Genomic DNA, 22,611 nt, shown 5'->3' with positions numbered 1-22,611 from the left:
CTCCAGTGACTCTTGAGAGAGTCGTGGGGCACGCGCCTGTGAGCGGACTGCTGTGCCGGCGACCGGTTGCTCCTCCTCTGTCATGACGCAGAGCGTATGAGGGTGCGAGGTGGGCCGCGACGGCGTTGATTGCGCCATGTGGCGTGTAAACGCTGGGGAGTTCACGGTCGTCGGCGATCGCCGGCCGGGGCCGCGGCGGGCCAGTGGGCCGAGGAGCCGGCGGGGCGGGGCGCGGTGGAGCCGGTGGTGACGCCGATGACGGGTGCCGTGGGCACGGCGGGCCGGCGCCGGCGGGCGTCGGGGGTGTGGGTGGCGGTGGGCGGCGCCGCGGGGACCTCGGCCCGGGGGCGCAGCGCGGCCCGCAGGGCGCGCGGCCGCAGGGCGGCGGGCGGGGCGAGGGACTCGTGCGCGAGCAGCAGCAGTGTCGCCGCATGCCGGTCGGCGGTCGCGGCGGCCGCGAGCCGGGACGCGTACCGCCTGCCGAGCCGGCCGCGCAGCCCGCTCGGCGGGCCCAGGGGTCCGGTGCTCGAGCGCCAGGCGGGGGCGATGCGGTGGGCCAGGGCCCGGCGCAGGCGGTAGCCGATGCCGACGGCGGTGCCGTGGGCGGTGAGCAGATGGTCGAGGACGAGAGCACACTCCACGGCGAAGGTCATGCCGTGGCCGTGGGCCGGGTCGAGAGCGGCGAGGGCGTCACCGACGACGAGGAACTGGTCGGGAAAGCGCCGCAGCTTGTCGTAGTGCCGCCAGCGGCTCTCGGCGCGGCAGGTGTAGACGGGGCCGAGCGGGGTGGCGGTCTCGATGAGGTCGCGCAGCAGCGGCTCGCGCAGGGAGCCGGCGGCGTGCAGGAGTTCCGCGTGGTCGGTGGGCGGCCGGGTGCCGTCGCCGGCGCCGATCGTCACCGACCAGCGGCCGCCCTCGACGGGGTGGAGCACGGCCTGGCGCGGGTCGCCGGGCGCGGCCATGTGCATCAGGCTCTTGAAGTCGGCGACATGGCCGACCGGCGGCGCGTACAGGGTGGTGGCGTACGTCGTCCCGGCGGCGGCCGCGGATTCGTCGGGCGGCGTGTAGCCCGCCTCGGCGAGCCACTGCGGGGCGCGGGAGCCGCGTCCGCAGGCGTCCACCACGAACTCGGCGGCGATCAGGCGCCGGGGGGCGAACCCGTCGGGGGCCTTGCGGTCCCGGCCGCGGGCCCATACGCCGGTGACGGTGTCCTGAGGGCCGGGCTGGAGGGCGACGACCTCGTGCTCGGGCAGGAAGGTCACCTTGGGGTCGGCGCGCAGCCGGTCGCGTACCGTCGCGTCGATCAGGTCGCGGCCGGCGCTGAGCAGGGTGAGGCCCGCGTCGAAGCGGGGCAGCCAGCCGGCCGGGCCGAGCAGCAGCATGTCCTCGGGGACGCGGACGTGGACCGCTCCGGCGCGCACGAGTTCCTGGCGGATACCGGGGAACAGCCGCTGAAGGCCCTCGGTGGCGGCGGTCGTGAGGCTGTGGGTGTGCCGGGCCTGGGGCACGCCGCGGCGGCGGCCGGGGCCGCGGGGCAGCCAGTCGCGTTCGATCACGGTGACCCGGTCCATGAATGCCCCCAGCGCCCGCGCCGCGGTGAGCCCGGCGAGGCCGGAGCCGATCACCACGGCATGGCCGTGCCCCCCGCTTGTGTCGGCAACACGTGCGTCCAGACCCAACTCGGCCGCCTCCCCTGTGCGTTGTGCTTGCATCATGCGCCGCGGGGCCGTCGAGGCGGCCAGGTTCAGCGGCGTCTCGAGCGGCATTCGAGGGGGGCACGAGAGGGATTCGAGTACGGGCACGGGGCGGGTGCGGGCAGGAAGGCCCGGCCGGCGGGCTCCGGCCGCGGTCCGCACAGGGTTCGGCCGTGCCGTCCGGGGGTGCTCCGGGCTCGGTGCCGGGGGGCTCGCGGGCCTGTGCCGCGGCGCGGTGCCCGCGGGTGCGTCATGACAGCGCGGGCGGCTCCCGGCAGCCCGCGCCAGGGCGGCGCACGCCGGCGTCGGCGTGCGCCGCTCTGCTCCGTATGCCGTGGGGAGGTGCTCAGGGCGACGGGGTCCGCGTGCGCTGCGGTGCCGTCGTCAGGGCCCGGTCCACGAGCGGGCCGGCGACGCCCGTGTATCCGGCCGGGTCGAGCAGGGCCGTCACCTCCTCGCGGCTCAGCACGCCCGCCAGTTGCGGGAGTTCGGCCAGGATGTCGCCGAGCGGCAGACCCGTGCGGGAGGCGAGCACCGAGGCCTGGGTGAGCAGTTCCTTGGCGGCCGTCTTTCCCATGCGCGGGGCGAGGACGGCCGAGACGCGTTCGGAGACGAGCCGGCCGCCGGTCGCCTGGAGGTTGACCCGCATCCGCTCCGGGTGGACGGCGAGCCCCCGGGCGAGTTCGACGGCCGTGTGCGCGGCGCCGCCGGTCAGCCGCAGGGCCTCGCGCAGCGGCTGCCATTCGGCGTGCCACATCCCGGCCGACCGCTCGTCCTCGGTGGGCAGGCACTGGAGAAGTACGGTGGCCAGCGCGGGCACCTGGAGGGCGGCGGAGCGGATCAGGGTGGCGAGCACGGGGTTGCGCTTGTGCGGCATCGCCGAGGAGGCGCCCCTCCCGGCGACCGACGGCTCGGCCACTTCGCCGATCTCGGTGCGGGTGAGCACCAGCACGTCCGCGGCGATCTTGCCGAGGGCGCCGGCGGTGTGGGCGAGCGCGGTCCCCAGGTCGGCGACCGGGGTGCGCAGGGCGTGCCAGGGCAGTACGGGTACGGCCAGGCCCGTCTCGTCGGCGAACGCGGCGCCGAGCGAGTCGAGTACGCGGGCGGGGTCGGCGCCCTCACCGGCGTACTGGAGGTAGCCGGCGAGCGTGCCGGCCGCGCCGCCGAGCGCGACCGGGAGCCCGCCGCCGGTGAGCCGTTCCAGGCGTTCGGCGGCGTCCAGGACCAGCCCGCGCCACCCGGCCGCCTTCAGGCCGAAGGTGGTGGGCACGGCGTGCAGGGCGAGGGTGCGGCCCGCCATCACGGTGTCCCGGTGCGCGGCGGCGAGTGCGGCCAGCGCGTCGGCCACCGCCCGCAGGTCGGCGACGATCAGCCGTAGCGCCCGCTGGGCGACCAGCATCGCACCGGTGTCGAAGACGTCCTGGCTGGTCGAGCCACGGTGCACGTACTCGGCGGCCTGCGGGGAGCGTTCGGCGACGACGGCGGTGAAGGCCTTGACCAGGCCCACGACCGGGTTCGCGGTCTCCCGCGCGGCCAGCGCCAGTTCGCGTACGTCGAGCAGGTCGGCGTGGGCGGCGGCGGTGATGGCCGCGGCCGCCTGGGCGGGGACCGTGCCGCAGCGGGCCTGGGCGCGGGCCAGCCCCGCCTCCGCGTCGAGCATCGCCTGCAGCCAGGCGCGGTCGCCGACGGCGGCCTCGACGGGGGTGCCCGCCCTGACCGGCGACAGCAGCCCGGCGTCCAGGTGGGCGCCGAGGACGTGCGTGCGCTGGTCCTCGTACAGGGAGGTCATGCGCTCGCCCTCGCTTTCCTGGTCTTCGGTTGCGGTGCGGCAGTGGGCAGTTCGGGCAGGGCGAGGACGGCCGCCGCGATCGCGTCGGAGTCTTCGAGGGTGACCGAGCCGACGCCCGGTCTGATGCCGGCGGCGGTGACCCAGTGCACGGACTCGGTGGGCACCCCGTAGGCGAAGCGCCGCGGATGCGGGACCCCTTGGGCGTCGAGGAGCCGGTAGGGCCGCTCGGAGACGGCGAGGCCACCGGTCTCGTAGTCGGCGCCGCCGTGACCGTCCGGTCCGGGAATGCGGAAGGGGCGGCACTGTCCGGTGCGCAGCAGCTGGCTCATCAGCGGGTCCGCGGTGCGCCGCAGGTCGGTCTCGGGCAGGCGGGCCTCGATGAGGACGGTGGCCCGCACCCGCACCCCGGGTATCTCGCTCGACGTCGCCGTGAAGCAGGGGCCGAGCGGGTCGTCCTCGTCGGTGGCCACGCGCAGGCCGGGGCCGGTCACGTCGAGGATGCCGGCGTCCAGGAGCGCGGCCATCTCCTCGATGCGGGAGACGGGCGGGCCGATGGACAGATAGGCGTTGAGCGGGGTGTACCAGCCGTCGAGGTGGTCACGGTGGGACTCGGCGCTCAGGCCGGCGTGGTCGACGGCGAGCCGCAGCTCGTTGCGCAGGTCCCGCAGGACGTCGAGGGCGGCCTTGAACGGTCCGCTGACGTTGCCCTGGCGGGCCAGGCGGACGTCCTCGTCGAGGTGGCCGCGCAGCCAGGTGCGGAAGGCGGCCTGGTCGGTGAGGGCGCGGCTGCCGTAGGGGCGCGCGACGCGCTCCCAGTCCCAGCGCTCGGCGGCGGGGACACCGCTGTCGTCGAGGAGCCGGGCCTCCTCCTCCCCCGGTTCGGCGTGCAGAAACTTTTCGACGAAGTCCTCGATGACGGACGGGGGTTCACCGCGCGCCGCGAGCAGCGCCGCGTAGGAGACGCCGCACACCTCCTTGGTGATGAGCGGCCACAGGTCGGCGGCGAAGTCGATGGCTGCGCGCTGCGGGTCGCGGCCGCGCAGCCCGGCGATGTGGCCGGCGGTCAGCAGCCTGGGGTGGTGGCGGCCGTGGGCGCCCTTCTCGTTCTCGCCGCGCGCCTGGTAGGGCACGCCGCGCCGGGAGCCGGCGTACAGGCGCGGTTCGCGGCCGGAGGGCCGGTAGACGAGCCGGCCGTCGACGCGGGTGAAGGCGCCGCCCCGGCCGTGGGTGAACAGGGCCAGGTAGTCGAAGAAGTTGAGCCCGAGCCCGCGCAGCAGCACGGGCTCGCCGGGCCTGATGCCGGACAGGTCCACGTCGGCCGGGTTGGCCGGGGCCAGGTAGGTCAGCCCGTGGCGTTCGGCGTACGCGCTCATCTCGCGCTGCGCGCCGGAGGGTTCGACCGGCACATGGCCCTGGGCGAGGACGACCGCGGACATCGCGGCGAGCCGGGTGCCGTCCTCCAGGACGACGGTCTGCGGCCCCGCCCCGCCGGCCTTCTCGCCGGCCTCGTCCTCGAGGGCGACGGCGCGTACCGCGTGCGTGCGCACCGTCACGTGGGCGGCGGCGTTGGCGACGACCCGCCGGAACGCCCATGTCAGATAGCAGCCGTACAGGGCGCGCGTGGGGTAGCTGTCGGGGCCGAGCCGGTCGGCCTCGGCAAGGACGTCGTCGCCGTATCCGCACTGCGCGTCGGTCTCCAGGGTGCCCGAGGTCAGGGCCTTCGCCCACTGGTACAGGCTCGGCCCCTCGTCCAGCGGGCCGTCGATGCGGACGCTGGCGTCGGTGTAGACCGTGACCTGCGAGGCCACGGTGTTCATCAGCAGGTGGCGGGACTGCGTCGGGCGCCACACCCGTCCCGCGCCCGGCGGGTCCGGATCGACCACGTGGACGGTGACGGCGTCCCAGCGCGGCGACTTCCGTTCCTGCGCACAGAGCCGTTCCAGTACGGAAAGGCCGCGCGGTCCCGCGCCGACGAGACAGATCTGCACATGCGTCATGGCTCCGCTTCCTGTGGACACGGTGGGCTCTCCTGGTGCCGGGCAGCCGGCCGGGACCGGGTCGCCCGGGACCCTCGGAGAGGCCGCCGGTGTGCGCGGCCCTGCGGTGCCTGCGACGCTTACTGCGCGTTCGCCTCCATGCGTACCGTCCACAGTGCCTCCTTTCTCCGCCACCGTCGGGCCAGGCGCTCAACAAAGGCTCAGATTCGGGTGGAACCTCGCTCGAGAAACGGGAAGGCGGCGCGGAATCCGGCATTCGGCGCTCCCTGGCGGGCCGCGAACGGGGCTGTATCGGGACTCCAGCGCGGGTCGGTAGGTTCGTCGAAAAGCGTCACCGATCCCGCTTCGGGCCGGAATCTCACCGGCTCGCCAGGGATATGGGAGGGGAATCTTCTGTCCCCTCGGAGAATCGATCGGCCGCGAGCGCGCGACGCGCACGCAGGAGTTCGGAAACGGCGGGGGCCATGGGGTACGGAATAATTCATCCGAAATCGCGATCTTTATTGTGGCCTCGATCCGGGGCCACCCGTCCTGCATTCACTGCCGTGACCAGCAGGGAAAACATATGGAATTCATGAAGGTTGCGGAGGGCGAGCCGCCTCATGAAGGAGATTCGATGACGGTCGGCCCGTGCACCAGAAGTCACGACGAGGAAAGCCGCGCCGCCGCCGGGTCCCTGCTCTGCGCCGCCTGCGTCGGACAGGTGGAACGCAGTCTGCGAGCACTCCCCGGGCTGCACCAGGAGAGCCTGCACCACGTGGCGCCGACGCCCAGGCGGACCAACCCGACCAAGGTGTCGGGAAGTCTCCGGCGGGACCGTCTGAACATCTCGGTGCTGGATGCCCGGCACAACATCCTCGCGACGCTCGAGTCCTGGTCGGAAATCGTCGTGGAACAGCTGACGGTCCCCGCACCGGCGCGCTCGGTGCCGCAGTTGGCAAGGTTTCTGACACGGCATCTGGAGTGGTTGGCGGCCCAGCCGCCGGCCGCCGATTTCGCGGACGAGATCGAGAATCTGGTGGTCGAGTTGCGCAGCACAATAGACCCCGACCCCAGCGGCCTGCACGCGCTCATCCGGAAGTGCGTGGTGGACAACTGCGGCGGGACGATCAGCGCTTCCCTGAAAAACATCGGGAATTCGGGGAGCCGGAGCATCGAGTGCTCCGCGGGACATTCATGGGAAATGACCGAATGGCTGAACCTGAGGCGGCTCATGGAGCAGCAGCGAAAGGGTGTCACCGTATGATGAAACCGCCGCGCCACAGGCTCGTCCCCACGAATGTGGCGGCGCTCGCCGTGGGGGTGTCCGAGGCGACCATCCGCAAGTGGGTGAGCCGCGGGAAGATCACCCGCTACGGAGCGCCGAACTGCCGCTCGCAGTTCGACATCGACGAGCTCACCGAGATCGCCCTGCAGCGCCCGCCCCGGCCCTCGCCGCGCCATCACGCCGGCGGGGCCCGCGCGACGCAGCAGGCGTCGGCAGCCCGGTGACCCACGGCATACGCGCGCGACCTCGCCGCCCCCTGCCCGGCGGTCGCGCCTTCGGGCGTGACCGCCGGGCGGGGGGCGGCATGCTGCGCGAACGGGCCCCGGCCGAAGTGGCCCAGGTCACTTTTCGGTGCTCTTGGCGCGAGGACGACCCCCGTGTCACTATCTACGCACATCCCCCCTGCCCAAAAACGGCCGGGGGACAGCGGTTTGGGTGCCGCGGCCGCCGGTCCGCACAGGACGGACCGGACTTCGGCGACGCAGGGCACCGACTTTCTCCGCATTCAACCACTTGTGCACGCACGGCAGTTCGCGTCGATCCCGCGCGCCGTGGCGGCAACGGCGCCCGGCACCTGCGTGTCCACACACCCCGTCGCACCTTCGCGCCAGCCTGCGCTGCCGGGTGCGGACGGGTGCCTGACGTCCTGCCTTTTTTCTTCCTAGAGATCCGGACGACGCGATCTCGCCGCAGCAACGACAAGGGGAGCTGAGTGGGTTGACGACTCCACCGACCTCAGTGGAAAGGGTTTCGGAAGACCGCCGGGCTCGCTCAGTCGGCATCGGCCGCGCCCATGCCAAGGCCATCCTGCTGGGAGAGCACGCGGTCGTGTACGGGACAGCGGCGCTCGCTCTGCCGATTCCGCAGCTCACGGCCACGGCGAGCGCCGGAAGGTCGTCGCCCGCCGCCGACGCCCAGGGCGAGTTGTCCTTCACCATGACCGGCTCCGCGTCGAGGGAGGTGGTGACGCGCGTCTCCGACGGCCTGCGCCGGCTGACCGCGGCCTTCAAGGAGCGCACGGGCGTCAAGGACACCACGCACCTCGACGTGATCCTCGACGGCGCCATCCCGCCCGGCCGCGGGCTCGGCTCGAGCGCCGCGCACTCGCGGGCGATCGTCCTTGCCCTCGCCGACCTCTTCGGTCTCGAACTGGCCGAGAGCACGGCGTTCGACCTGGTGCAGGCGGCCGAGAACGAAACACACGGCCGGGCCAGCGGCGTGGACACCAAGGCCGTCTGCGCGGCGGGCCCGCTGCGGTTCCAGGCAGGCGAGGCACGGGAGTTGAGCATCGGCTGCGACGGCCTGTTCATCGTCGCCGACAGCGGCACCGCGGGCAGCACCAAGGAGGCGGTCGAGCTGCTGCGTGCGGGATTCGGGCGGGAGGCCGGGGCGCAGGACAGGTTCCTGCGCCGTGCCGCGGAGCTCGTCGCCGAGGCCGAGCAGGCGCTCGCAGAGGGCGAACAAGAAGAGTTCGGCGCGCGGCTGACGGGTTATCACGAGCTGATGCGGGCCGCCGGTCTGAGCACCGACCGGATCGACGCGATGGTCGGGGCGGCGCTCAGGGCGGGCAGTCTCGGCGCGAAGATCACCGGTGGCGGGCTGGGCGGCTGCGTCCTCGCCATGACCCAGCCGGACCAGGCCCGGGAGGTCACCCGGCAACTGCACGAGGCCGGCGCCGTACAGACGTGGGTCGTGCCGCTGAGGAGGCTGGTCGGCCGTGCGCTCTGAACAGCTTGTGCGACCGCGGGTGCCAGACGGGGCGGCGGACGCCACCGCCGTCGCGCACCCGAACATCGCGCTGATCAAGTACTGGGGCAAGAGCGACGAGCGGCTGTTCCTGCCCCGCACCGACAGCCTGTCGATGACCCTGGACATCTTCCCCACGACCACCCGTGTCCGGCTCGCCGACGAGGCGGAGCACGACACGCTCACGTTCAACGGCCGGCCCGCGACGGGCGAGGCCGCACGGCGCATCGTCGCGTTCCTGGACCTGGTGCGCGAGCGGGCCGGCCTCGGCCGGCGGGCCGTCGTCGACACCGAGAACACCGTCCCCACCGGCGCGGGTCTGGCGTCCTCCGCGAGCGGGTTCGCCGCGCTCGCCGTCGCCGCGGCCGCCGCGTACGGCCTGGACCTCGATGCCGCCGCCCTGTCACGCCTGGCCCGGCGCGGATCCGGATCGGCCTCGCGGTCGGTCTTCGGCGGCTTCGCCGTGTGGCACGCCGGCACGACCACGGGCACCGCCACGCAGGCGGACCTGAGTTCGTACGCCGAACCGGTCGAGGCCGGCGGCCTGGACCCGGCACTCGTCATCGCCGTCGTCAACGCGGGCCCCAAGGAGGTCTCCAGCCGGGAGGCCATGCGCCGCACCGTCGACACCTCCCCGCTGTACGAGCCGTGGGCGCTCTCCAGCAAGGCCGACCTGGCCGACATGCGGGCGGCGCTGAGCCGCGGCGACCTTCCCGCGGTGGGCGAGATCGCGGAGCGCAACGCGCTCGGCATGCACGCCACGATGCTGGCGGCGCGGCCCGCCGTGCGGTACATCTCGCCGGCCTCGCTGACCGTCCTGGACAGCGTGCTGCGGCTCCGGCAGGACGGCGTGCCGGCCTACGTGACGATGGACGCCGGCCCGAACGTCAAGGTGCTGTGCCGGCGCGCGGACGCGGAGCGGGTCGCCGAGACCGTGCGCGGCGCCGCTCCCGGCGGCGCGGTGCACATCGCCAAGCCGGGTCCGGGCGCCCGCCTGCTCAGCGAGGACGGATGACGACCGGCCGGCGGAGCGTGGTCCGCCGCGCCCCGGGCAAGTTGTTCGTCGCGGGCGAGTACGCGGTGGTCGAACCCGGCAACCAGGCGATCCTGGTGGCCGTCGACCGGTACCTCACCGCCACCGTGACCACCGCCGAGGAGCCCGGCACCGTCGTCATCTCCTCCGACCTCGCACCGCGCGCGCTGCACCGGCACTGGCAGGACGGCCGGCTGGCCGGAGGCGACGGGCGGACGCCCCATGTGGAGTCCGCGATCGAGACCGTGAGCGACCTGCTCACCGAACGCGGCCTGCCGGTGCCCCCGTTGGACATCTCGATCAGCAGCACCCTGCACGACGGCGGCAGGAAATACGGCCTGGGTTCCAGCGGTGCGGTGACCGTGGCGACCGTCGCGGCCGTGTCGGCGTACTGCGGTCTCAAGCTCACGCCCGACGAGCGGTTCCGCCTGGCCCTGCTCGCCGGCGCCCGCATCGACCCCAAGGGCTCCGGAGGCGACCTCGCCGCCAGCACCTGGGGCGGCTGGATCGCCTACCGGGCACCCGACCGGGACCAGGTCCTCGACCTGGCCCGCAGCCTCGGCGTCCACAAGGCACTGAGCGCCCCCTGGCCCGGTTTCTCGGTACGCCGGCTGCCGCCGCCGGCCGGACTGGCCCTCCAGGTCGGCTGGACCCGCAGCCCGGCCTCGACCACGGCTCTCGTGTCCGACCTGCACCGGCGGACCTGGCGGGGCAGCGCCTCGCACCACAGGTTCGTGGCGGCCACCGGCGACCTGGTGCGTGCCGCCGTCACCGCGCTCGAGGCCGGCGACGGTCCGGGGCTGCTCGATCAGATCCGGCGGGCCCGGCAGGAACTGGCCCGCCTGGACGACGAGGTCGGCCTCGGCATCTTCACGCCCGCGCTGAGCGCGCTGTGCGACGCGGCCGAGGGCGTCGGCGGTGCCGCCAAGCCGTCGGGCGCGGGAGGCGGCGACTGCGGCATCGCCCTGCTCGACGCCGGCGCCCCCCACGACATCTCGCACGTACGGCAACGGTGGGCCGCGGCCGGGGTGCTGCCCCTGCCCGTCCGGCCCGCCACAGAAGGGATCGAACCATGAGTAGTGCTCAGCGCAAGGACGACCACGTCCGGCTCGCCATGGAGCAGCAGCATGCGCACAGCGGACGCAACCAGTTCGACGATGTGTCGTTCGTCCACCACGCCCTGGCCGGCATCGACCGGCCGGATGTGTCCCTGGCCACGACCTTCGCCGGCGTCGCCTGGCAGGCACCGCTCTACATCAACGCGATGACCGGCGGCAGCGTCAAGACAGGGGCCATCAACTCGGACCTGGCCACCGCCGCCCGCGAGACCGGCGTGGCCATCGCGTCCGGTTCCATGCACGCCTACTTCAAGGACCCCTCCTGCGCGGACACCTTCCGGGTGCTGCGCACGCAGAACCCGGACGGGTTCGTCATCGCGAACGTCAACGCGACGGCGTCGGTCGACAACGCGCGGCGCGCCATCGACCTGATCGAGGCGAACGCCCTGCAGATCCACCTCAACACGGCGCAGGAAACCCCCATGCCGGAGGGCGACCGGTCCTTCGGGTCCTGGGCGCCGCAGATCGAGCGGATCGCGGCGGCCGTGGACGTACCCGTGATCGTCAAGGAGGTCGGCAACGGGCTGAGCCGCCAGACGCTCCTCGCGCTGCCGAACCTCGGCGTGGCCGCGGCGGACGTCAGCGGCCGCGGCGGCACGGACTTCGCCCGGATCGAGAACGGCCGGCGCGAACTCGCCGACTACGCCTTCCTGCACAACTGGGGCCAGTCCACCGTCGCCTGTCTCCTGGACGCGCAGGACGTCGGCATCCCCGTGCTGGCCTCCGGCGGGGTCCGCAACCCGCTCGACGTGGCCCGCGCCCTCGCCCTGGGCGCCCGCGCCGTCGGCTCCTCCGGCGGGTTCCTGCGCACCCTGGTCGACAGCGGCGTCCTTGCGCTCGTCACGCAGATCTCGACCTGGCTCGACCAGCTCGCCGCCCTGCAGACCATGCTCGGCGCGCGCACGCCCGCCGACCTCTCGCGCTGCGATCTGCTGATCCACGGCGAGCTGCGGAACTTCTGCCTTGACCGGGGCATCGACACCTGGCGGCTCGCCCAGCGTTCCAGCTCCATCGACGCCCTCCACGAGATGACGGGAAGCACACGATGACTGAAGCACACGCGATCGCCGGAGTCCCGATGCGGTGGGTGGGGCCCCTTCGCATCTCGGGGAACGTCGCCGACACCGAGACCCAGGTTCCGCTGGCCACCTACGAGTCGCCGCTGTGGCCGTCGGTGGGCCGGGGCGCGAAGGTGTCCCGGCTGGCCGAGAAGGGCATCGTCGCCACCCTCGTCGACGAGCGGATGACGCGTTCGGTGCTCGTCGAGGCCACCGACGCGCAGACCGCGCTCACGGCCGCACGCACCATCGAGGCCCGCATCGACGAACTGCGCGAAGTCGTGCGCGGGTGCAGCAGGTTCGCCGAGCTGATCGGCATCCGGCACGAGATCAACGCCAACCTGCTGTTCATCCGGTTCGAGTTCTCCACCGGCGACGCCTCCGGCCACAACATGGCGACCCTCGCCTCCGACGCGCTCCTGGCGCGCCTGCTGCAGACCGTCCCGGGCATCTCCTACGGGTCGATATCCGGCAACTACTGCACGGACAAGAAGGCCACCGCCATCAACGGCATCCTCGGCCGCGGCAAGAACGTGGTCACCGAGCTGCTCGTGCCGCGTGACGTGGTGGCCGACGTCCTGCACACGACGGCCGCGAAGATCGTCGAGCTGAACATCCGCAAGAACCTGCTCGGCACCCTCCTCGCCGGCGGCATCCGCTCGGCCAACGCCCACTACGCGAACATGCTGCTCGCGTTCTACCTGGCCACCGGCCAGGACGCGGCCAACATCATCGAGGGCTCCCAGGGCGTCGTCATGGCCGAGGACCGCGACGGCGACCTCTACTTCGCCTGCACCCTGCCCAACCTGATCGTCGGCACGGTCGGCAACGGCAAGGGCCTCGGCTTCGTGGAGACGAACCTGACCCGGCTCGGCTGCCGGGCCGAAGGCGCCCCGGGCGAGAACGCGCGCCGGCTCGCCGTCCTCGCGGCGGCCACCGTGCTGTGCGGTGAGCTCTCGCTGCTCGCGGCGCAGACGAACCCGGGAGAGCTCATGCGCGCACACGTCCAGCTGGAACGCGACAACAAGACCGCAAAGGTTGGTGTCTAAGGCATGTCCCTCTCCATCGGAATCCACGATCTGTCTTTTGCCACAGCGGAGTTCGTCCTGCCGCACACCGAACTCGCCGCCCACAACGGCACCGAGATCGGCAAGTACCACATCGGCATCGGCCAGGAGTCGATGAGCATCCCCGGCGCCGACGAGGACATCGTGACGATGGCCGCCGCGGCCGCCGCGCCGGTCATCGCCCGGCACGGCAGCGACCGGATACGGACGGTCGTCTTCGCCACGGAGTCCTCGATCGACCAGGCGAAGGCGGCCGGCATCTACGTCCACTCGCTGCTCGGGCTGCCGTCGGCCACCCGCATCGTCGAGCTGAAGCAGGCCTGCTACGGGGCGACGGCCGCCCTCCAGTTCGCCATCGGCCTGGTGCGGCGCGACCCCGCGCAGCAGGTCCTTGTGATCGCCAGCGATGTCTCCAAGTACGAACTGGACAGCCCCGGTGAGGCCACGCAGGGCGCGGCGGCGGTGGCCATGCTGGTCGGTGCGGACCCCGCCCTGGTACGCATCGAGGACCCGTCGGGACTGTTCACCGCCGACGTCATGGACTTCTGGCGGCCCAACTACCGCAACGAGGCCCTGGTCGACGGCCACGAGTCCATCAACGCCTATCTGCAGGCGGTGGAGGGCACCTGGAAGGACTACACCGAGCAGGGCGGCCGCACGCTGGAGGAGTTCGCCGCGTTCTGCTACCACCAGCCGTTCACGAAGATGGCCTACAAGGCCCACCGTCACCTGCTGAACTACTGCGGCCAGGACACCGACAACGACGCCGTCACCGCCGCCATCGGCCGGACCACGGCCTACAACACGGTCATCGGCAACAGCTACACCGCGTCCGTGTACCTGGCCCTGGCCGCGCTGCTCGACCAGGCCGACGACCTGACCGGCAAGGCCATCGGCTTCCTCAGTTACGGCTCCGGCAGCGTCGCCGAGTTCTTCGCCGGGACCGTCACCGCCGGCTACCGGGAGAACCTGCGCACCGACGCCAACCGTGAGGCCATCGCCCGGCGCACGCCGGTCGACCTCGCCGGCTACCGCGACCTGCACGAGCGCTCGTTCCCCACCGACGGCGGCGACCACGCCACCGAGCGGCACACCACCGGCCCGTTCCGGCTGGCCGGGATCAGCGGCCACAAGCGCCTCTACCAGGCGCGCTAGCGGCACCCTTCAGGGCCGGATCGCGCGGGCACCCTGACAGCCCGCCCGCGCGATCCGGCCCTGTCATGGCCCGGCACCTGCCGGCCGTCCGTACAGCCAGTCAAAGACCATATGAGGGGAGGGCAGCCGCATGAGTGACGTCAGGATTCTCGGTACGGGTGCCTACGTGCCGGACCGGATCGTCTCCAACGACGAGGTCGGCGCACCGGCCGGCGTCGACGACGCCTGGATCACCGCCAAAACCGCCATCCGCGAACGCCGCTGGGCCGCCACCCACCAAGCCACCTCCGACCTGGCCACCCAAGCCGCCCGAAACGCACTGGACTGCGCCGGCATCACCGCCGCCGAACTCACCGTCATCATCGTCGCCACCTCCACACCCGACCGCCCCCAACCACCCACCGCCGCCTACGTCCAGCACAACCTCGCCGCCACCCACGCAGCAGCATTCGACATCAACGCCGTCTGCTCCGGCGAAATCTTCGCCCTCAGCGCCGCCGAAGGCACCCTCGCCCGCAAAGGCGGCCACGCCCTGATCATCGGCGCCGACCTCTACTCCCGCATCCTCAACCCCACCGACCGCAAAACCACCGTCCTCTTCGGCGACGGCGCCGGCGCCATGATCCTCGGCCCCGCCACCACCGGCCCCCGCATCCGCCACCTCACCCTGCACACCTACGGCGAACACTCCGACCTCATCCAGGTCCCCGCCGGCGGCAGCCGCCTGCCCACCACCACCCAAACCCTCCAACAAGACCAGCACTACTTCACCATGGACGGACGCGGCGTCCGCCGCTTCGTCGCCGACCACCTCCCCCGACTCACCAAAGAATTCCTCCACGAAGCCGGAACCGTCCCCGACGACATCCGCCACTTCATCCCCCACCAGGCCAACGGCGTCATGCTCGACGACCTCTTCACCCAACTCGCCCTCCCCCACGCCACCATGCACCAGACCCTCACCACCTACGCCAACACCGGCGCCGCCTCCATCCCCCTCACCCTCGACACAGCCCACCGCAACAACGCCCTCCACCCCGGCGACCTCATCCTCCTCGCCGGCTTCGGCGGCGGCATGGCCGCAGGCCTCGCCCTCATCGAATGGTGACGGAGGCCTGCGAGGGCCGGCTGCCGTGGCGGACGCGCTGTCCGGCCACGGCGGCGGCGCCGGGAGCCGGTGCGGCGTGGCCGGCTCCGAAGGCCGCCACGGACCGCCAGATCCGGCGGAGGCAGTAGTTCTTCCACCGCCGGCCGCCGCGCAGCAAGCTGTTCATGTCCGCACCTGCGTGTCTGCGCTCGTCATCATCCGCAGAGATTGCCAAGGTTCACTCGTGGATCGGTGGAAGGAGCAAGGCGTCGCAGGCGTGGGCGGATCCGTCACGCTGCGGGGCGTCAGTCGATGCCGCGTACGACGTGGGGTTCCAGGGGGTCGTCCTCGTCGATGCCGGCGAGCCGCAGCGGCGGGGCGAGGGCCTGGGCGTCCTGGTACTGCCTGTTGTTCTCCTCCGGCGTGTCGTACATCTAGTCCTCCTCGGGTGGGCTCAGTAGCGGTAGTGGTCCGGCTTGTAGGGGCCCGCGGCGTCGACGCCGATGCAGGCGGCCTGCTCGGGGCGCACGGTGGTCAGCGACCTTGAAGTCCGTGACGTCAGTGCTGGGCTGCGAGGACATGCCGGGTACTCCTTGGGTTCGCTGCGTTGCGGTGGATTTCGAGCGTCGCCGTCGAGCGGTTCAGCGTGATGTAGTGCAGTCCGGGGGCGCCTTCGGCGAGGAGGCGCTGGGCCATCGCGGTGGCGTGCTCGACGCCGATGCGGTGGCCTTCGGCGGGCTCGTCGCGCACGGCGTCCAGGCGGTGGGCCAGGTCCTCGGGGAAGGCGGCGCCGCTGAGGGCGGCGAAGCGGGCGATCTGGCGTACGTCGGTGGCGGGCATGATCTCCGGGATGATCGGGGTGTCGCAGCCCGCGGCGGCCACCCGGTCGCGCAGCCGCAGATAGTCCTCGACGCGGAAGAACATCTGGGTGATGGCGTAGTCGGCGCCCGCCCTGCACTTGTCGACGAAGTGGCGGATCTCGCTGTCCCAGTCCGGCGAGCGCGGATGCCGCTCGGGGAAGGCGGCCACGCCGACGCTGAAGTCGCCCGACTCCTTGACCAGAGCGACCAGTTCATGGGCGTGGGTGAAGCCGTCGGGGTGGCGTCTCCAGGGGGCGTTGGGGTCGCCGGGCGGGTCGCCGCGCAGGGCGAGGACGTCGCGCACGCCGGCATCGGCGTACTGGCCGATGATGTGGCGCAGCTCCGCCACCGAGTGGCCGACCGCGGTGAGATGGGCGACGGGGCGCAGGGTGGTCTGGGTCGCGATCCGTTTGGTCACCTCGACGGTGCGGTCCCGGGAGGAGCCGCCGGCGCCGTAGGTGACCGAGACGAAGGCCGGCGCGAGGGGTTCGATCCGGCGGATCGCCTCCCACAGCGTCCGTTCGCCCTGGGCCGTCTTCGGCGGGAAGAACTCGAAGGAGAACGACGGGGTCCCCCGGCCGAGGGTGTCGCGCAGGGTGGTCACGGGCGGCCTCCGGCGTTGAAGTAGCTGGCCTGTGGGTGGTGCACGACGATCGCGTCCGTGGACTGTTCGGGGTGCAGCTGGAACTCCTCAGACAGGTGGACGCCGATGCGCTCCGGCCGGAGCAGGCCGGCGATCTTGGCGCGGTCCTCCAGGTCGGGACAGGCCGGGTAGCCCAGGGAGTAGCGGCAGCCCTGGTACTCGGTACGCAGCATGGCGTCCAGGGAGTCCGGGTCGGCCGAGGCGATGCCGAGTTCGCCGCGCACGCGTGCGTGCCAGTACTCGGCGAGGGCTTCGGCCAGCTGCACGGACAGGCCGTGCAGTTCGAGGTAGTCGCGGTAGGAGTTCGACTCGAACAGCCTGGCGGTCTCCTCGCCGATGCGGGAGCCGACGGTGACGACCTGGAGGCCGACGACGTCGCTCTCCCCCGATTCCTGGGGGCGGAAGAAGTCGGCCAGGCACAGGCGGCGGCCGCGGCGCTGGCGGGGGAAGGTGAAGCGGGTCAGTTCGGAGCCGTTGTCGTCCAGCAGGATCAGGTCGTCGCCCTTGGAGACGGCACGGAAGTAGCCGTGGACGACGGCCGCCTCGAGGAGGTTGTCGGTCTGGAGGCGGTCCAGCAGGCCGCGCAGCCGGGGCCTGCCCTCGGTCTCGACGAGTTCCTCGTAGCTCGGTCCGTCGCCGGCGCGGGTCTGCTTCAGGCCCCACTGGCCCTTGAACAGGGCGCTCTCGTCGAGCCAGGAGGCGTATTCCCTGAGGGGGATGCCCTTGACGACGCGGGTGCCCCAGAACGGCGGTGCGGGCACGCGGTTGTCGGTGGCGATGTCGGAGCGTCCTGCCTCTTCGGGGTGCTCCGGTGTGACGAGGGCACTCGCGGTGGTCCTGACCCGGCGCTGTTTGAGTTCGGGCAGCTTCGCGCCGGGCACGCCCCGCTTGACGCCGATGAGGGCGTCCATGAGGGAGAGGCCCTCGAAGGCGTCGCGGGCGTAGCGGACCTCGCCCTGGTAGATGTCGTGCAGGTCCTGTTCGACGTAGGCGCGGGTGAGGGCGGCGCCGCCGAGGATGACGGGGTAGTTCGCGGCCAGGCCACGGGTGTTGAGTTCCTGCAGGTTCTCCTTCATGATCACCGTGGACTTGACCAGCAGACCCGACATGCCGATGACGTCGGCCCGGTGCTCGGCGGCGGCCTCCAGGATCGCGGAGAGCGGCTGCTTGATGCCGAGGTTGACGACGTTGTAGCCGTTGTTGGACAGGATGATGTCGACGAGGTTCTTGCCGATGTCGTGGACGTCGCCGCGCACGGTGGCCAGCACGATGGTGCCCTTGCCCTCGGCGTCCGACTTCTCCATGTGCGGTTCGAGGTAGGCGACGGCGGTCTTCATGACCTCGGCGGACTGCAGCACGAACGGCAGCTGCATCTGGCCGGAACCGAACAGTTCACCGACCACCTTCATGCCGTCCAGCAGCGTCTCGTTGACGATGTCGAGGGCGGGGCGGGTCTGGAGGGCCTCGGCGAGGTCGGTGTCCAGGCCGTTCTTCTCGCCGTCGATGATCCGCCGCTTGAGACGCTCGTCCAGCGGCAGCGCGGCCAGCTCCTCGGCCTTGCCCGCCTTCAGGGACTTGGTGGTGGCGCCCTCGAACAGCGCCATCAGCTTCTGCAGCGGGTCGTAGCCCTCGGCGCGGCGGTCGTGGATCAGGTCGAGGGCGGTCTGCACCTCCTCCTCGCTGAAGCGGGCGATGGGCAGGATCTTCGACGCGTGGACGATCGCCGAGTCCAGGCCCGCCTTCACACACTCGTCGAGGAAGACCGAGTTGAGCAGGATCCGCGCGGCCGGGTTCAGGCCGAAGGAGATGTTCGACAGGCCCAGCGTGGTCTGCACGTCCGGGCGGCGGCGCTTGAGCTCGCGGATCGCCCCGATCGTCGCGATACCGTCCCCCCGGGACTCCTCCTGGCCGGTGCAGATGGTGAAGGTCAGGGTGTCGATGAGGATGTCCGGCTCCTGGATGCCCCAGTTCGTCGTCAGGTCCTCGATGAGCCGCTCGGCGATGGCGACCTTCGTCTCGACGGTCCGGGCCTGGCCCTCCTCGTCGATGGTCAGCGCGATCAGCGCGGCGCCGTGCTCCCGGGCCAGCGCGGTCACCTTGGCGAAACGGGACTCGGGACCGTCGCCGTCCTCGTAGTTCACGGAGTTGATGACCGCGCGGCCGCCGAGCCGCTCCAGGCCCGCCCGGATGACGGGGACCTCCGTGGAGTCCAGGACGATCGGCAGCGTGGAGGCGGTGGCGAAGCGGCCGGCCAGCTCGTCCATGTCGGCGACACCGTCACGGCCCACGTAGTCGACACACAGGTCCAGCATGTGCGCGCCCTCACGGATCTGGTCCCGGGCCATCTCCACACAGTCGTCCCAGCGGCCCTCCAGCATCGCCTCACGGAACTTCTTCGAACCGTTGGCGTTCGTGCGCTCACCAATCGCCATGTACGCGGTGTCCTGACGGAACGCCACGCTCTGGTAGAGCGAGGCGGCGCCGGGCTCGGGCTGCGGCTGCCGCGGTGCCGGGGCCATGCCGCGGACCCGTTCGACGACCTGGCGCAGGTGCTCGGGCGTCGTGCCGCAGCAGCCGCCAACCAGCGAGAGGCCGTACTCGCGGACGAAGTTCTCCTGGGCGTCGGCCAGTTCGGAGGCGGTCAGCGGGTAGTGGGCGCCGTTCGTGCCCAGCACGGGCAGGCCCGCGTTGGGCATGCAGGACAGCCGGATGCGGCTGTGGCGGGCCAGATAGCGCAGGTGCTCGCTCATCTCGGCGGGTCCGGTCGCGCAGTTCAGGCCGATCATGTCGATGCCGAGGGGTTCCAGCGCGGTCAGCGCGGCACCGATCTCGGAGCCGAGCAGCATCGTGCCGGTCGTCTCCACCGTCACGGACACGATGAGCGGCACGTCGAGGCCCAGCGCCTGAAGGCCGCGGCGGGCCCCGAGGACGGAGGCCTTGGTCTGCAGCAGGTCCTGGGTGGTCTCGACGAGCAGCGCGTCGGCGCCGCCCGCGACCAGGCCCTCGGCGTTTTGCTGGTAGGCGTCGCGCAGGACGGTGTAGGGGGCGTGGCCCAGGGTGGGCAGTTTGGTGCCGGGGCCGATGGAGCCCAGCACCCAGCGCGGGCGGCCGTCGCGTCCGGTGTACTCGTCGGCCGCCTCGCGGGCCACGCGGGCGCCGGCCCGGGACAGTTCGTGGACGCGTCCGGCGATGTCGTACTCGCCCAGGGCCGCGTGGTTGGCGCCGAAGGTGTTCGTCTCGACGCAGTCGACGCCCGCGTCGAAGTACGCGCGGTGCACGGAGCGGACGATGTCGGGGCGGGTGACGTTGAGGATCTCGTTGCAGCCCTCGAGCTGCTCGAAGTCCTCGAGGGTGGGCTCCTGTTCCTGGAGCATGGTGCCCATCGCGCCGTCGGCGACCACCACGCGGGTGGCGAGCGCCTCGCGGAACGCGGCGATGCGGGCCTGCTGGCCGGCGCTCATGCCTGTTCTCCGAGGACGGATGCGAGCGGGCCGCTCGCCCGGGGACCGTAGGTCCGCTCGACGACGGCGGCCAGCTGTGCCGGGTCGACCTCGTAGGACTGTGAGCCCACCGCGCCGAGGACCACGGCGGCCAGCGCGTTGCCCAGCCGGGCTGCGGCCTCCAGCGGCACCCGGTGGCTGACGGCGGCCAGGAAACCGGCGCGGAAGGCGTCGCCGACACCGGTCGGGTCGCTCGTGACGGCGTCGGGGACCGCGGGCACGACGAGCGGGCTCTGTCCGGCGCGTTCGATGCGTACGCCCTTCTCGCCCAGGGTGGTCACCCAGGTGCCGGCGGCCGCGAGGACGTCGTCATGGCTGAAGCCGGTGCGCTCCTTCAGCAGCGCGGCCTCGTACTCGTTGGTGAACAGCCAGGTGGCGCCGTCCACCAGGGCACGGACCTGGTCGCCGTCCAGGCGGGCCAGTTGCTGCGAGGGGTCGGCCGCGAAGGGGATGTCCAGGGCCCGGCACTGGGCGGTGTGCCGCAGCATCGCCGAGGGATCGTTGGGCGAGATGAGGACCAGGCCCGGCCGGTCGGGGCCGGTGAACAGGGCGCGCAGGTCGATGTCGTGTGCCTGTGTCATCGCGCCCGCGTAGAACGCGGCGATCTGGTTGGCGTCCTCGTCGGTGATGCACATGAAGCGGGCCGTCTGCCGTTCGGCGCAGACCCGCACTCCCGTGGTGTCGACGCCGTGCTCCTTCAGCCACACCTCGTACTCGGCGAAGTCCGTGCCGACCGCCCCGACCAGGAGCGGCGACAGCCCGAAGCCGCCGAGGCCGAAGGCGATGTTGGCGGCGACGCCGCCCCGGCGCACCTCCAGGCGGTCGACGAGGAAGGACAGCGAGACATGGGCGAGCTGGTCGGGCAACAGCTGGTCGGCGATCCGTCCGGGGAAAACCATCAGATGGTCGGTGGCTATGGATCCTGTCACCGCGATGCGCACAAGAACTCCTTCGCTCGCTTCGAGTCGCTGATCGCCGGTGGTGCGCAGCGTCGGCCGCGGCCGTCGGGCCCGGCCGTCCGGGTGCCGGGCTCAGATGCCCGCGGCTGCCTTGAGCTGCGGGGCGCGGTCGGTGTGTTCCCAGGTGAAGTCGGGCAGCTCGCGGCCGAAGTGGCCGTAGGCGGCGGTCTGGGCGTAGATCGGGCGCAGCAGGTCGAGGTCGCGGATGATCGCGGCCGGGCGCAGGTCGAAGACCTCCCCGATGGCCTGCTGGATCCTGTCCACCGCGACGGTGTGGGTGCCGAAGGTCTCCACGAACAGTCCCACCGGCTCGGCCTTGCCGATCGCGTACGCCACCTGCACCTCGCACCGCGAGGCCAGGCCGGCCGCGACGACGTTCTTGGCCACCCAGCGCATCGCGTACGCGGCGCTGCGGTCCACCTTGGAGGGGTCCTTGCCGGAGAAGGCGCCGCCGCCGTGGCGGGCCATTCCGCCGTACGTGTCGATGATGATCTTGCGTCCGGTCAGGCCCGCGTCGCCCATCGGGCCGCCGATCTCGAAGCGTCCCGTCGGGTTGACCAGCAGGCGGTAGCCCTCCGTCTCCAGCTTGATCCCCTCGTCGGCGAGCTGTCCCAGCACATGCTCGACGACCTCCTTGCGGATGTCGGGCGTGAGCAGGGACTCCAGGTCGATGTCGGAGGCATGCTGCGAGGAGACCACCACGGTGTCCACGCGGACCGCCTCGTCACCGTCGTACTCGATGGTGACCTGCGTCTTGCCGTCGGGCCGCAGGTACGGGACGGTGCCGTCCTTGCGGACCTGCGTCAGACGGCGCGCGAGCCGGTGCGCCAGCTCGATGGGCAGCGGCATCAGGTTCGGCGTCTCGTCCGTCGCGTAGCCGAACATCAGGCCCTGGTCACCGGCGCCCTGCCGGTCCAGCTCGTCCTCGTCGCCCTCGACCCGCGACTCGTACGCCGTGTCCACGCCCTGGGCGATGTCCGCCGACTGCGCGCCGATGGACAGCGACACCCCGCACGAGGCCCCGTCGAAGCCCTTGGCCGACGAGTCGTAGCCGATGTCGAGGATGGCGTCGCGCACCAGCTGGGCGATCGGAGCGTAGGCCGAGGTGGTGACCTCGCCGGCGATGTGCACCTGGCCGGTGGTGATCAGCGTCTCCACCGCGACCCGCGAGGCGGGGTCCTGACGCAGCAGCGCGTCCAGGATCGTGTCGCTGATCCGGTCCGCGATCTTGTCGGGATGTCCTTCGGTCACGGACTCCGAGGTGAAAAGACGTCGGGACATGACTCTCCAGATGGTTGATGGCCCAGGCGAAGGGCGTCCGAGGCGGGCGGGGGCCGCCCGTGTCACAGCCACGATGTGCGACCTCGAACGAGGAGCACTTGAAGAGCGGCGGAACAGCAGCGGAGCGGATCGCCCATGCGGCTGTGCTCCGCCGCGGCGGGGCCGGCGCGCGCGGACCTGCCGGTGCCGTGGCGCACCGGATCCGTACCGCAACGGATCCGTCCCGCACCGGATCCCGTCCTGCGATCCGTCCTGCACCGGATCCCGTCCCGCGGTCCGTCCTGCACCGGATCCCGTCCCGCGCCGGATCCCGTCCCGCGCCGGATCCCGTCCCGCGGTCCGTCCTGCACCGGATCC

General features: G+C 72.1%; 18 protein-coding genes and 1 pseudogene. 9 read left to right on the top strand and 10 right to left on the bottom strand.

Going from position 1 to position 22,611, the window contains the following annotated elements; translation table 11 throughout:
* Positions 1 to 161: 161 nt before the first annotated feature.
* The 3 genes from OG933_RS44200 to OG933_RS44190 form a co-directional block, all read right to left on the bottom strand.
* Positions 162 to 1,766, bottom strand: coding sequence for an FAD-dependent oxidoreductase (locus OG933_RS44200; RefSeq protein ID WP_405624809.1), 1,605 nt, complete (start codon positions 1,764 to 1,766; stop codon positions 162 to 164).
* 274 nt (positions 1,767 to 2,040) lie between these two features.
* A complete protein-coding gene (gene pcaB, locus OG933_RS44195) occupies positions 2,041 to 3,483 on the bottom strand; it encodes a 3-carboxy-cis,cis-muconate cycloisomerase (protein ID WP_362536227.1) in 1,443 nt (480 codons plus the stop codon).
* Positions 3,480 to 5,480 (bottom strand): FAD/NAD(P)-binding protein, encoded by a 2,001-nt coding sequence (locus OG933_RS44190; protein WP_405624810.1) that lies wholly within the window; start codon positions 5,478 to 5,480, stop codon positions 3,480 to 3,482. The genes pcaB and OG933_RS44190 overlap by 4 nt, the downstream gene beginning before the upstream one ends.
* A gap of 565 nt (positions 5,481 to 6,045) precedes the next feature.
* Between OG933_RS44190 and OG933_RS44185 the strand changes: the two genes are divergently transcribed.
* The 9 genes from OG933_RS44185 (at position 6,046) to OG933_RS44145 (ending at position 15,032) form a co-directional block, all read left to right on the top strand.
* The gene (locus OG933_RS44185) at positions 6,046 to 6,726 is read left to right on the top strand and encodes a hypothetical protein (RefSeq protein ID WP_405624811.1); all 681 of its coding nucleotides are present in this window, start codon (positions 6,046 to 6,048) and stop codon (positions 6,724 to 6,726) included.
* Positions 6,723 to 6,971: a hypothetical protein gene (locus OG933_RS44180; RefSeq protein ID WP_362536220.1), complete on the top strand. Its 249-nt coding sequence runs from the start codon at positions 6,723 to 6,725 to the stop codon at positions 6,969 to 6,971. The genes OG933_RS44185 and OG933_RS44180 overlap by 4 nt, the downstream gene beginning before the upstream one ends.
* Before the next feature lie 514 nt (positions 6,972 to 7,485).
* Positions 7,486 to 8,475 carry a mevalonate kinase gene (gene mvk / locus OG933_RS44175; RefSeq protein WP_362536218.1) on the top strand — a complete coding sequence of 330 codons (990 nt, stop codon included), beginning with the start codon at positions 7,486 to 7,488 and terminating at the stop codon, positions 8,473 to 8,475.
* Entirely contained in the window at positions 8,465 to 9,508 is a 1,044-nt protein-coding gene (mvaD, locus tag OG933_RS44170) for a diphosphomevalonate decarboxylase (RefSeq protein ID WP_405624814.1), read from the top strand. The genes mvk and mvaD overlap by 11 nt, the downstream gene beginning before the upstream one ends.
* Complete coding sequence (locus OG933_RS44165; RefSeq protein ID WP_405624815.1) at positions 9,505 to 10,602, top strand: phosphomevalonate kinase; 1,098 nt, start codon at positions 9,505 to 9,507, stop codon at positions 10,600 to 10,602. The genes mvaD and OG933_RS44165 overlap by 4 nt, the downstream gene beginning before the upstream one ends.
* Positions 10,599 to 11,693, top strand: a complete 1,095-nt coding sequence (gene fni / locus OG933_RS44160) for a type 2 isopentenyl-diphosphate Delta-isomerase (RefSeq protein WP_362536212.1) — start codon at positions 10,599 to 10,601, stop codon at positions 11,691 to 11,693. The genes OG933_RS44165 and fni overlap by 4 nt, the downstream gene beginning before the upstream one ends.
* The gene (locus OG933_RS44155; RefSeq protein WP_159051356.1) at positions 11,690 to 12,751 is read left to right on the top strand and encodes a hydroxymethylglutaryl-CoA reductase; all 1,062 of its coding nucleotides are present in this window, start codon (positions 11,690 to 11,692) and stop codon (positions 12,749 to 12,751) included. The genes fni and OG933_RS44155 overlap by 4 nt, the downstream gene beginning before the upstream one ends.
* 3 nt (positions 12,752 to 12,754) lie before the next feature.
* Positions 12,755 to 13,924, top strand: coding sequence for a hydroxymethylglutaryl-CoA synthase (locus OG933_RS44150; protein ID WP_362536209.1), 1,170 nt, complete (start codon positions 12,755 to 12,757; stop codon positions 13,922 to 13,924).
* A 130-nt stretch (positions 13,925 to 14,054) separates the two neighbouring features.
* Positions 14,055 to 15,032, top strand: a complete 978-nt coding sequence (locus tag OG933_RS44145) for a 3-oxoacyl-ACP synthase III family protein (RefSeq protein WP_405624802.1) — start codon at positions 14,055 to 14,057, stop codon at positions 15,030 to 15,032.
* On the opposite strand, the gene OG933_RS44140 is transcribed toward OG933_RS44145, so the two are convergent.
* The 7 genes and pseudogenes from OG933_RS44140 to metK form a co-directional block, all read right to left on the bottom strand.
* Positions 15,019 to 15,198 carry a hypothetical protein gene (locus OG933_RS44140; protein ID WP_362536712.1) on the bottom strand — a complete coding sequence of 60 codons (180 nt, stop codon included), beginning with the start codon at positions 15,196 to 15,198 and terminating at the stop codon, positions 15,019 to 15,021. The genes OG933_RS44145 and OG933_RS44140 overlap by 14 nt on opposite strands.
* Before the next feature lie 118 nt (positions 15,199 to 15,316).
* Complete coding sequence (locus tag OG933_RS44135) at positions 15,317 to 15,445, bottom strand: hypothetical protein (protein WP_362536714.1); 129 nt, start codon at positions 15,443 to 15,445, stop codon at positions 15,317 to 15,319.
* A gap of 20 nt (positions 15,446 to 15,465) precedes the next feature.
* Positions 15,466 to 15,549 (bottom strand): annotated as a pseudogene (locus tag OG933_RS44130) (adenosylhomocysteinase); the annotation flags it as partial.
* A 20-nt stretch (positions 15,550 to 15,569) separates the two neighbouring features.
* Positions 15,570 to 16,475, bottom strand: a complete 906-nt coding sequence (gene metF / locus OG933_RS44125) for a methylenetetrahydrofolate reductase [NAD(P)H] (protein WP_405624817.1) — start codon at positions 16,473 to 16,475, stop codon at positions 15,570 to 15,572.
* The gene (metH, locus tag OG933_RS44120; protein ID WP_405624819.1) at positions 16,472 to 19,975 is read right to left on the bottom strand and encodes a methionine synthase; all 3,504 of its coding nucleotides are present in this window, start codon (positions 19,973 to 19,975) and stop codon (positions 16,472 to 16,474) included. The genes metF and metH overlap by 4 nt, the downstream gene beginning before the upstream one ends.
* Entirely contained in the window at positions 19,972 to 20,955 is a 984-nt protein-coding gene (locus OG933_RS44115; protein WP_405624820.1) for a carbohydrate kinase family protein, read from the bottom strand. The genes metH and OG933_RS44115 overlap by 4 nt, the downstream gene beginning before the upstream one ends.
* Before the next feature lie 90 nt (positions 20,956 to 21,045).
* Positions 21,046 to 22,254 (bottom strand): methionine adenosyltransferase, encoded by a 1,209-nt coding sequence (metK, locus tag OG933_RS44110; RefSeq protein WP_405624822.1) that lies wholly within the window; start codon positions 22,252 to 22,254, stop codon positions 21,046 to 21,048.
* Positions 22,255 to 22,611 lie beyond the last annotated feature (357 nt).

This window comes from Streptomyces sp. NBC_00016 (genome assembly GCF_045040885.1).
GTDB classification, from domain to species: Bacteria; Actinomycetota; Actinomycetes; order Streptomycetales; family Streptomycetaceae; genus Streptomyces; species Streptomyces coriariae.
Note: the sequence above shows the minus strand (reverse complement) of the source record. Positions and strands in the feature narration are given on the sequence as shown.

What these genes read in the sequence shown, in the direction of transcription:
- metH (WP_405624819.1), bottom strand. Translation starts at nt 19,975, where the DNA reads ATGAGCGCCGGCCAGCAGGCCCGCATCGCCGCGTTCCGCGAGGCGCTC.
- OG933_RS44200 (WP_405624809.1), bottom strand. Translation starts at nt 1,766, where the DNA reads ATGCCGCTCGAGACGCCGCTGAACCTGGCCGCCTCGACGGCCCCGCGG.
- OG933_RS44165 (WP_405624815.1), top strand. Translation starts at nt 9,505, where the DNA reads ATGACGACCGGCCGGCGGAGCGTGGTCCGCCGCGCCCCGGGCAAGTTG.
- OG933_RS44180 (WP_362536220.1), top strand. Translation starts at nt 6,723, where the DNA reads ATGATGAAACCGCCGCGCCACAGGCTCGTCCCCACGAATGTGGCGGCG.
- OG933_RS44140 (WP_362536712.1), bottom strand. Translation starts at nt 15,198, where the DNA reads ATGAACAGCTTGCTGCGCGGCGGCCGGCGGTGGAAGAACTACTGCCTC.
- pcaB (WP_362536227.1), bottom strand. Translation starts at nt 3,483, where the DNA reads ATGACCTCCCTGTACGAGGACCAGCGCACGCACGTCCTCGGCGCCCAC.
- OG933_RS44150 (WP_362536209.1), top strand. Translation starts at nt 12,755, where the DNA reads ATGTCCCTCTCCATCGGAATCCACGATCTGTCTTTTGCCACAGCGGAG.
- OG933_RS44185 (WP_405624811.1), top strand. Translation starts at nt 6,046, where the DNA reads ATGGAATTCATGAAGGTTGCGGAGGGCGAGCCGCCTCATGAAGGAGAT.
- fni (WP_362536212.1), top strand. Translation starts at nt 10,599, where the DNA reads ATGAGTAGTGCTCAGCGCAAGGACGACCACGTCCGGCTCGCCATGGAG.
- metK (WP_405624822.1), bottom strand. Translation starts at nt 22,254, where the DNA reads ATGTCCCGACGTCTTTTCACCTCGGAGTCCGTGACCGAAGGACATCCC.
- OG933_RS44155 (WP_159051356.1), top strand. Translation starts at nt 11,690, where the DNA reads ATGACTGAAGCACACGCGATCGCCGGAGTCCCGATGCGGTGGGTGGGG.
- OG933_RS44145 (WP_405624802.1), top strand. Translation starts at nt 14,055, where the DNA reads ATGAGTGACGTCAGGATTCTCGGTACGGGTGCCTACGTGCCGGACCGG.
- OG933_RS44190 (WP_405624810.1), bottom strand. Translation starts at nt 5,480, where the DNA reads ATGACGCATGTGCAGATCTGTCTCGTCGGCGCGGGACCGCGCGGCCTT.
- OG933_RS44135 (WP_362536714.1), bottom strand. Translation starts at nt 15,445, where the DNA reads ATGTACGACACGCCGGAGGAGAACAACAGGCAGTACCAGGACGCCCAG.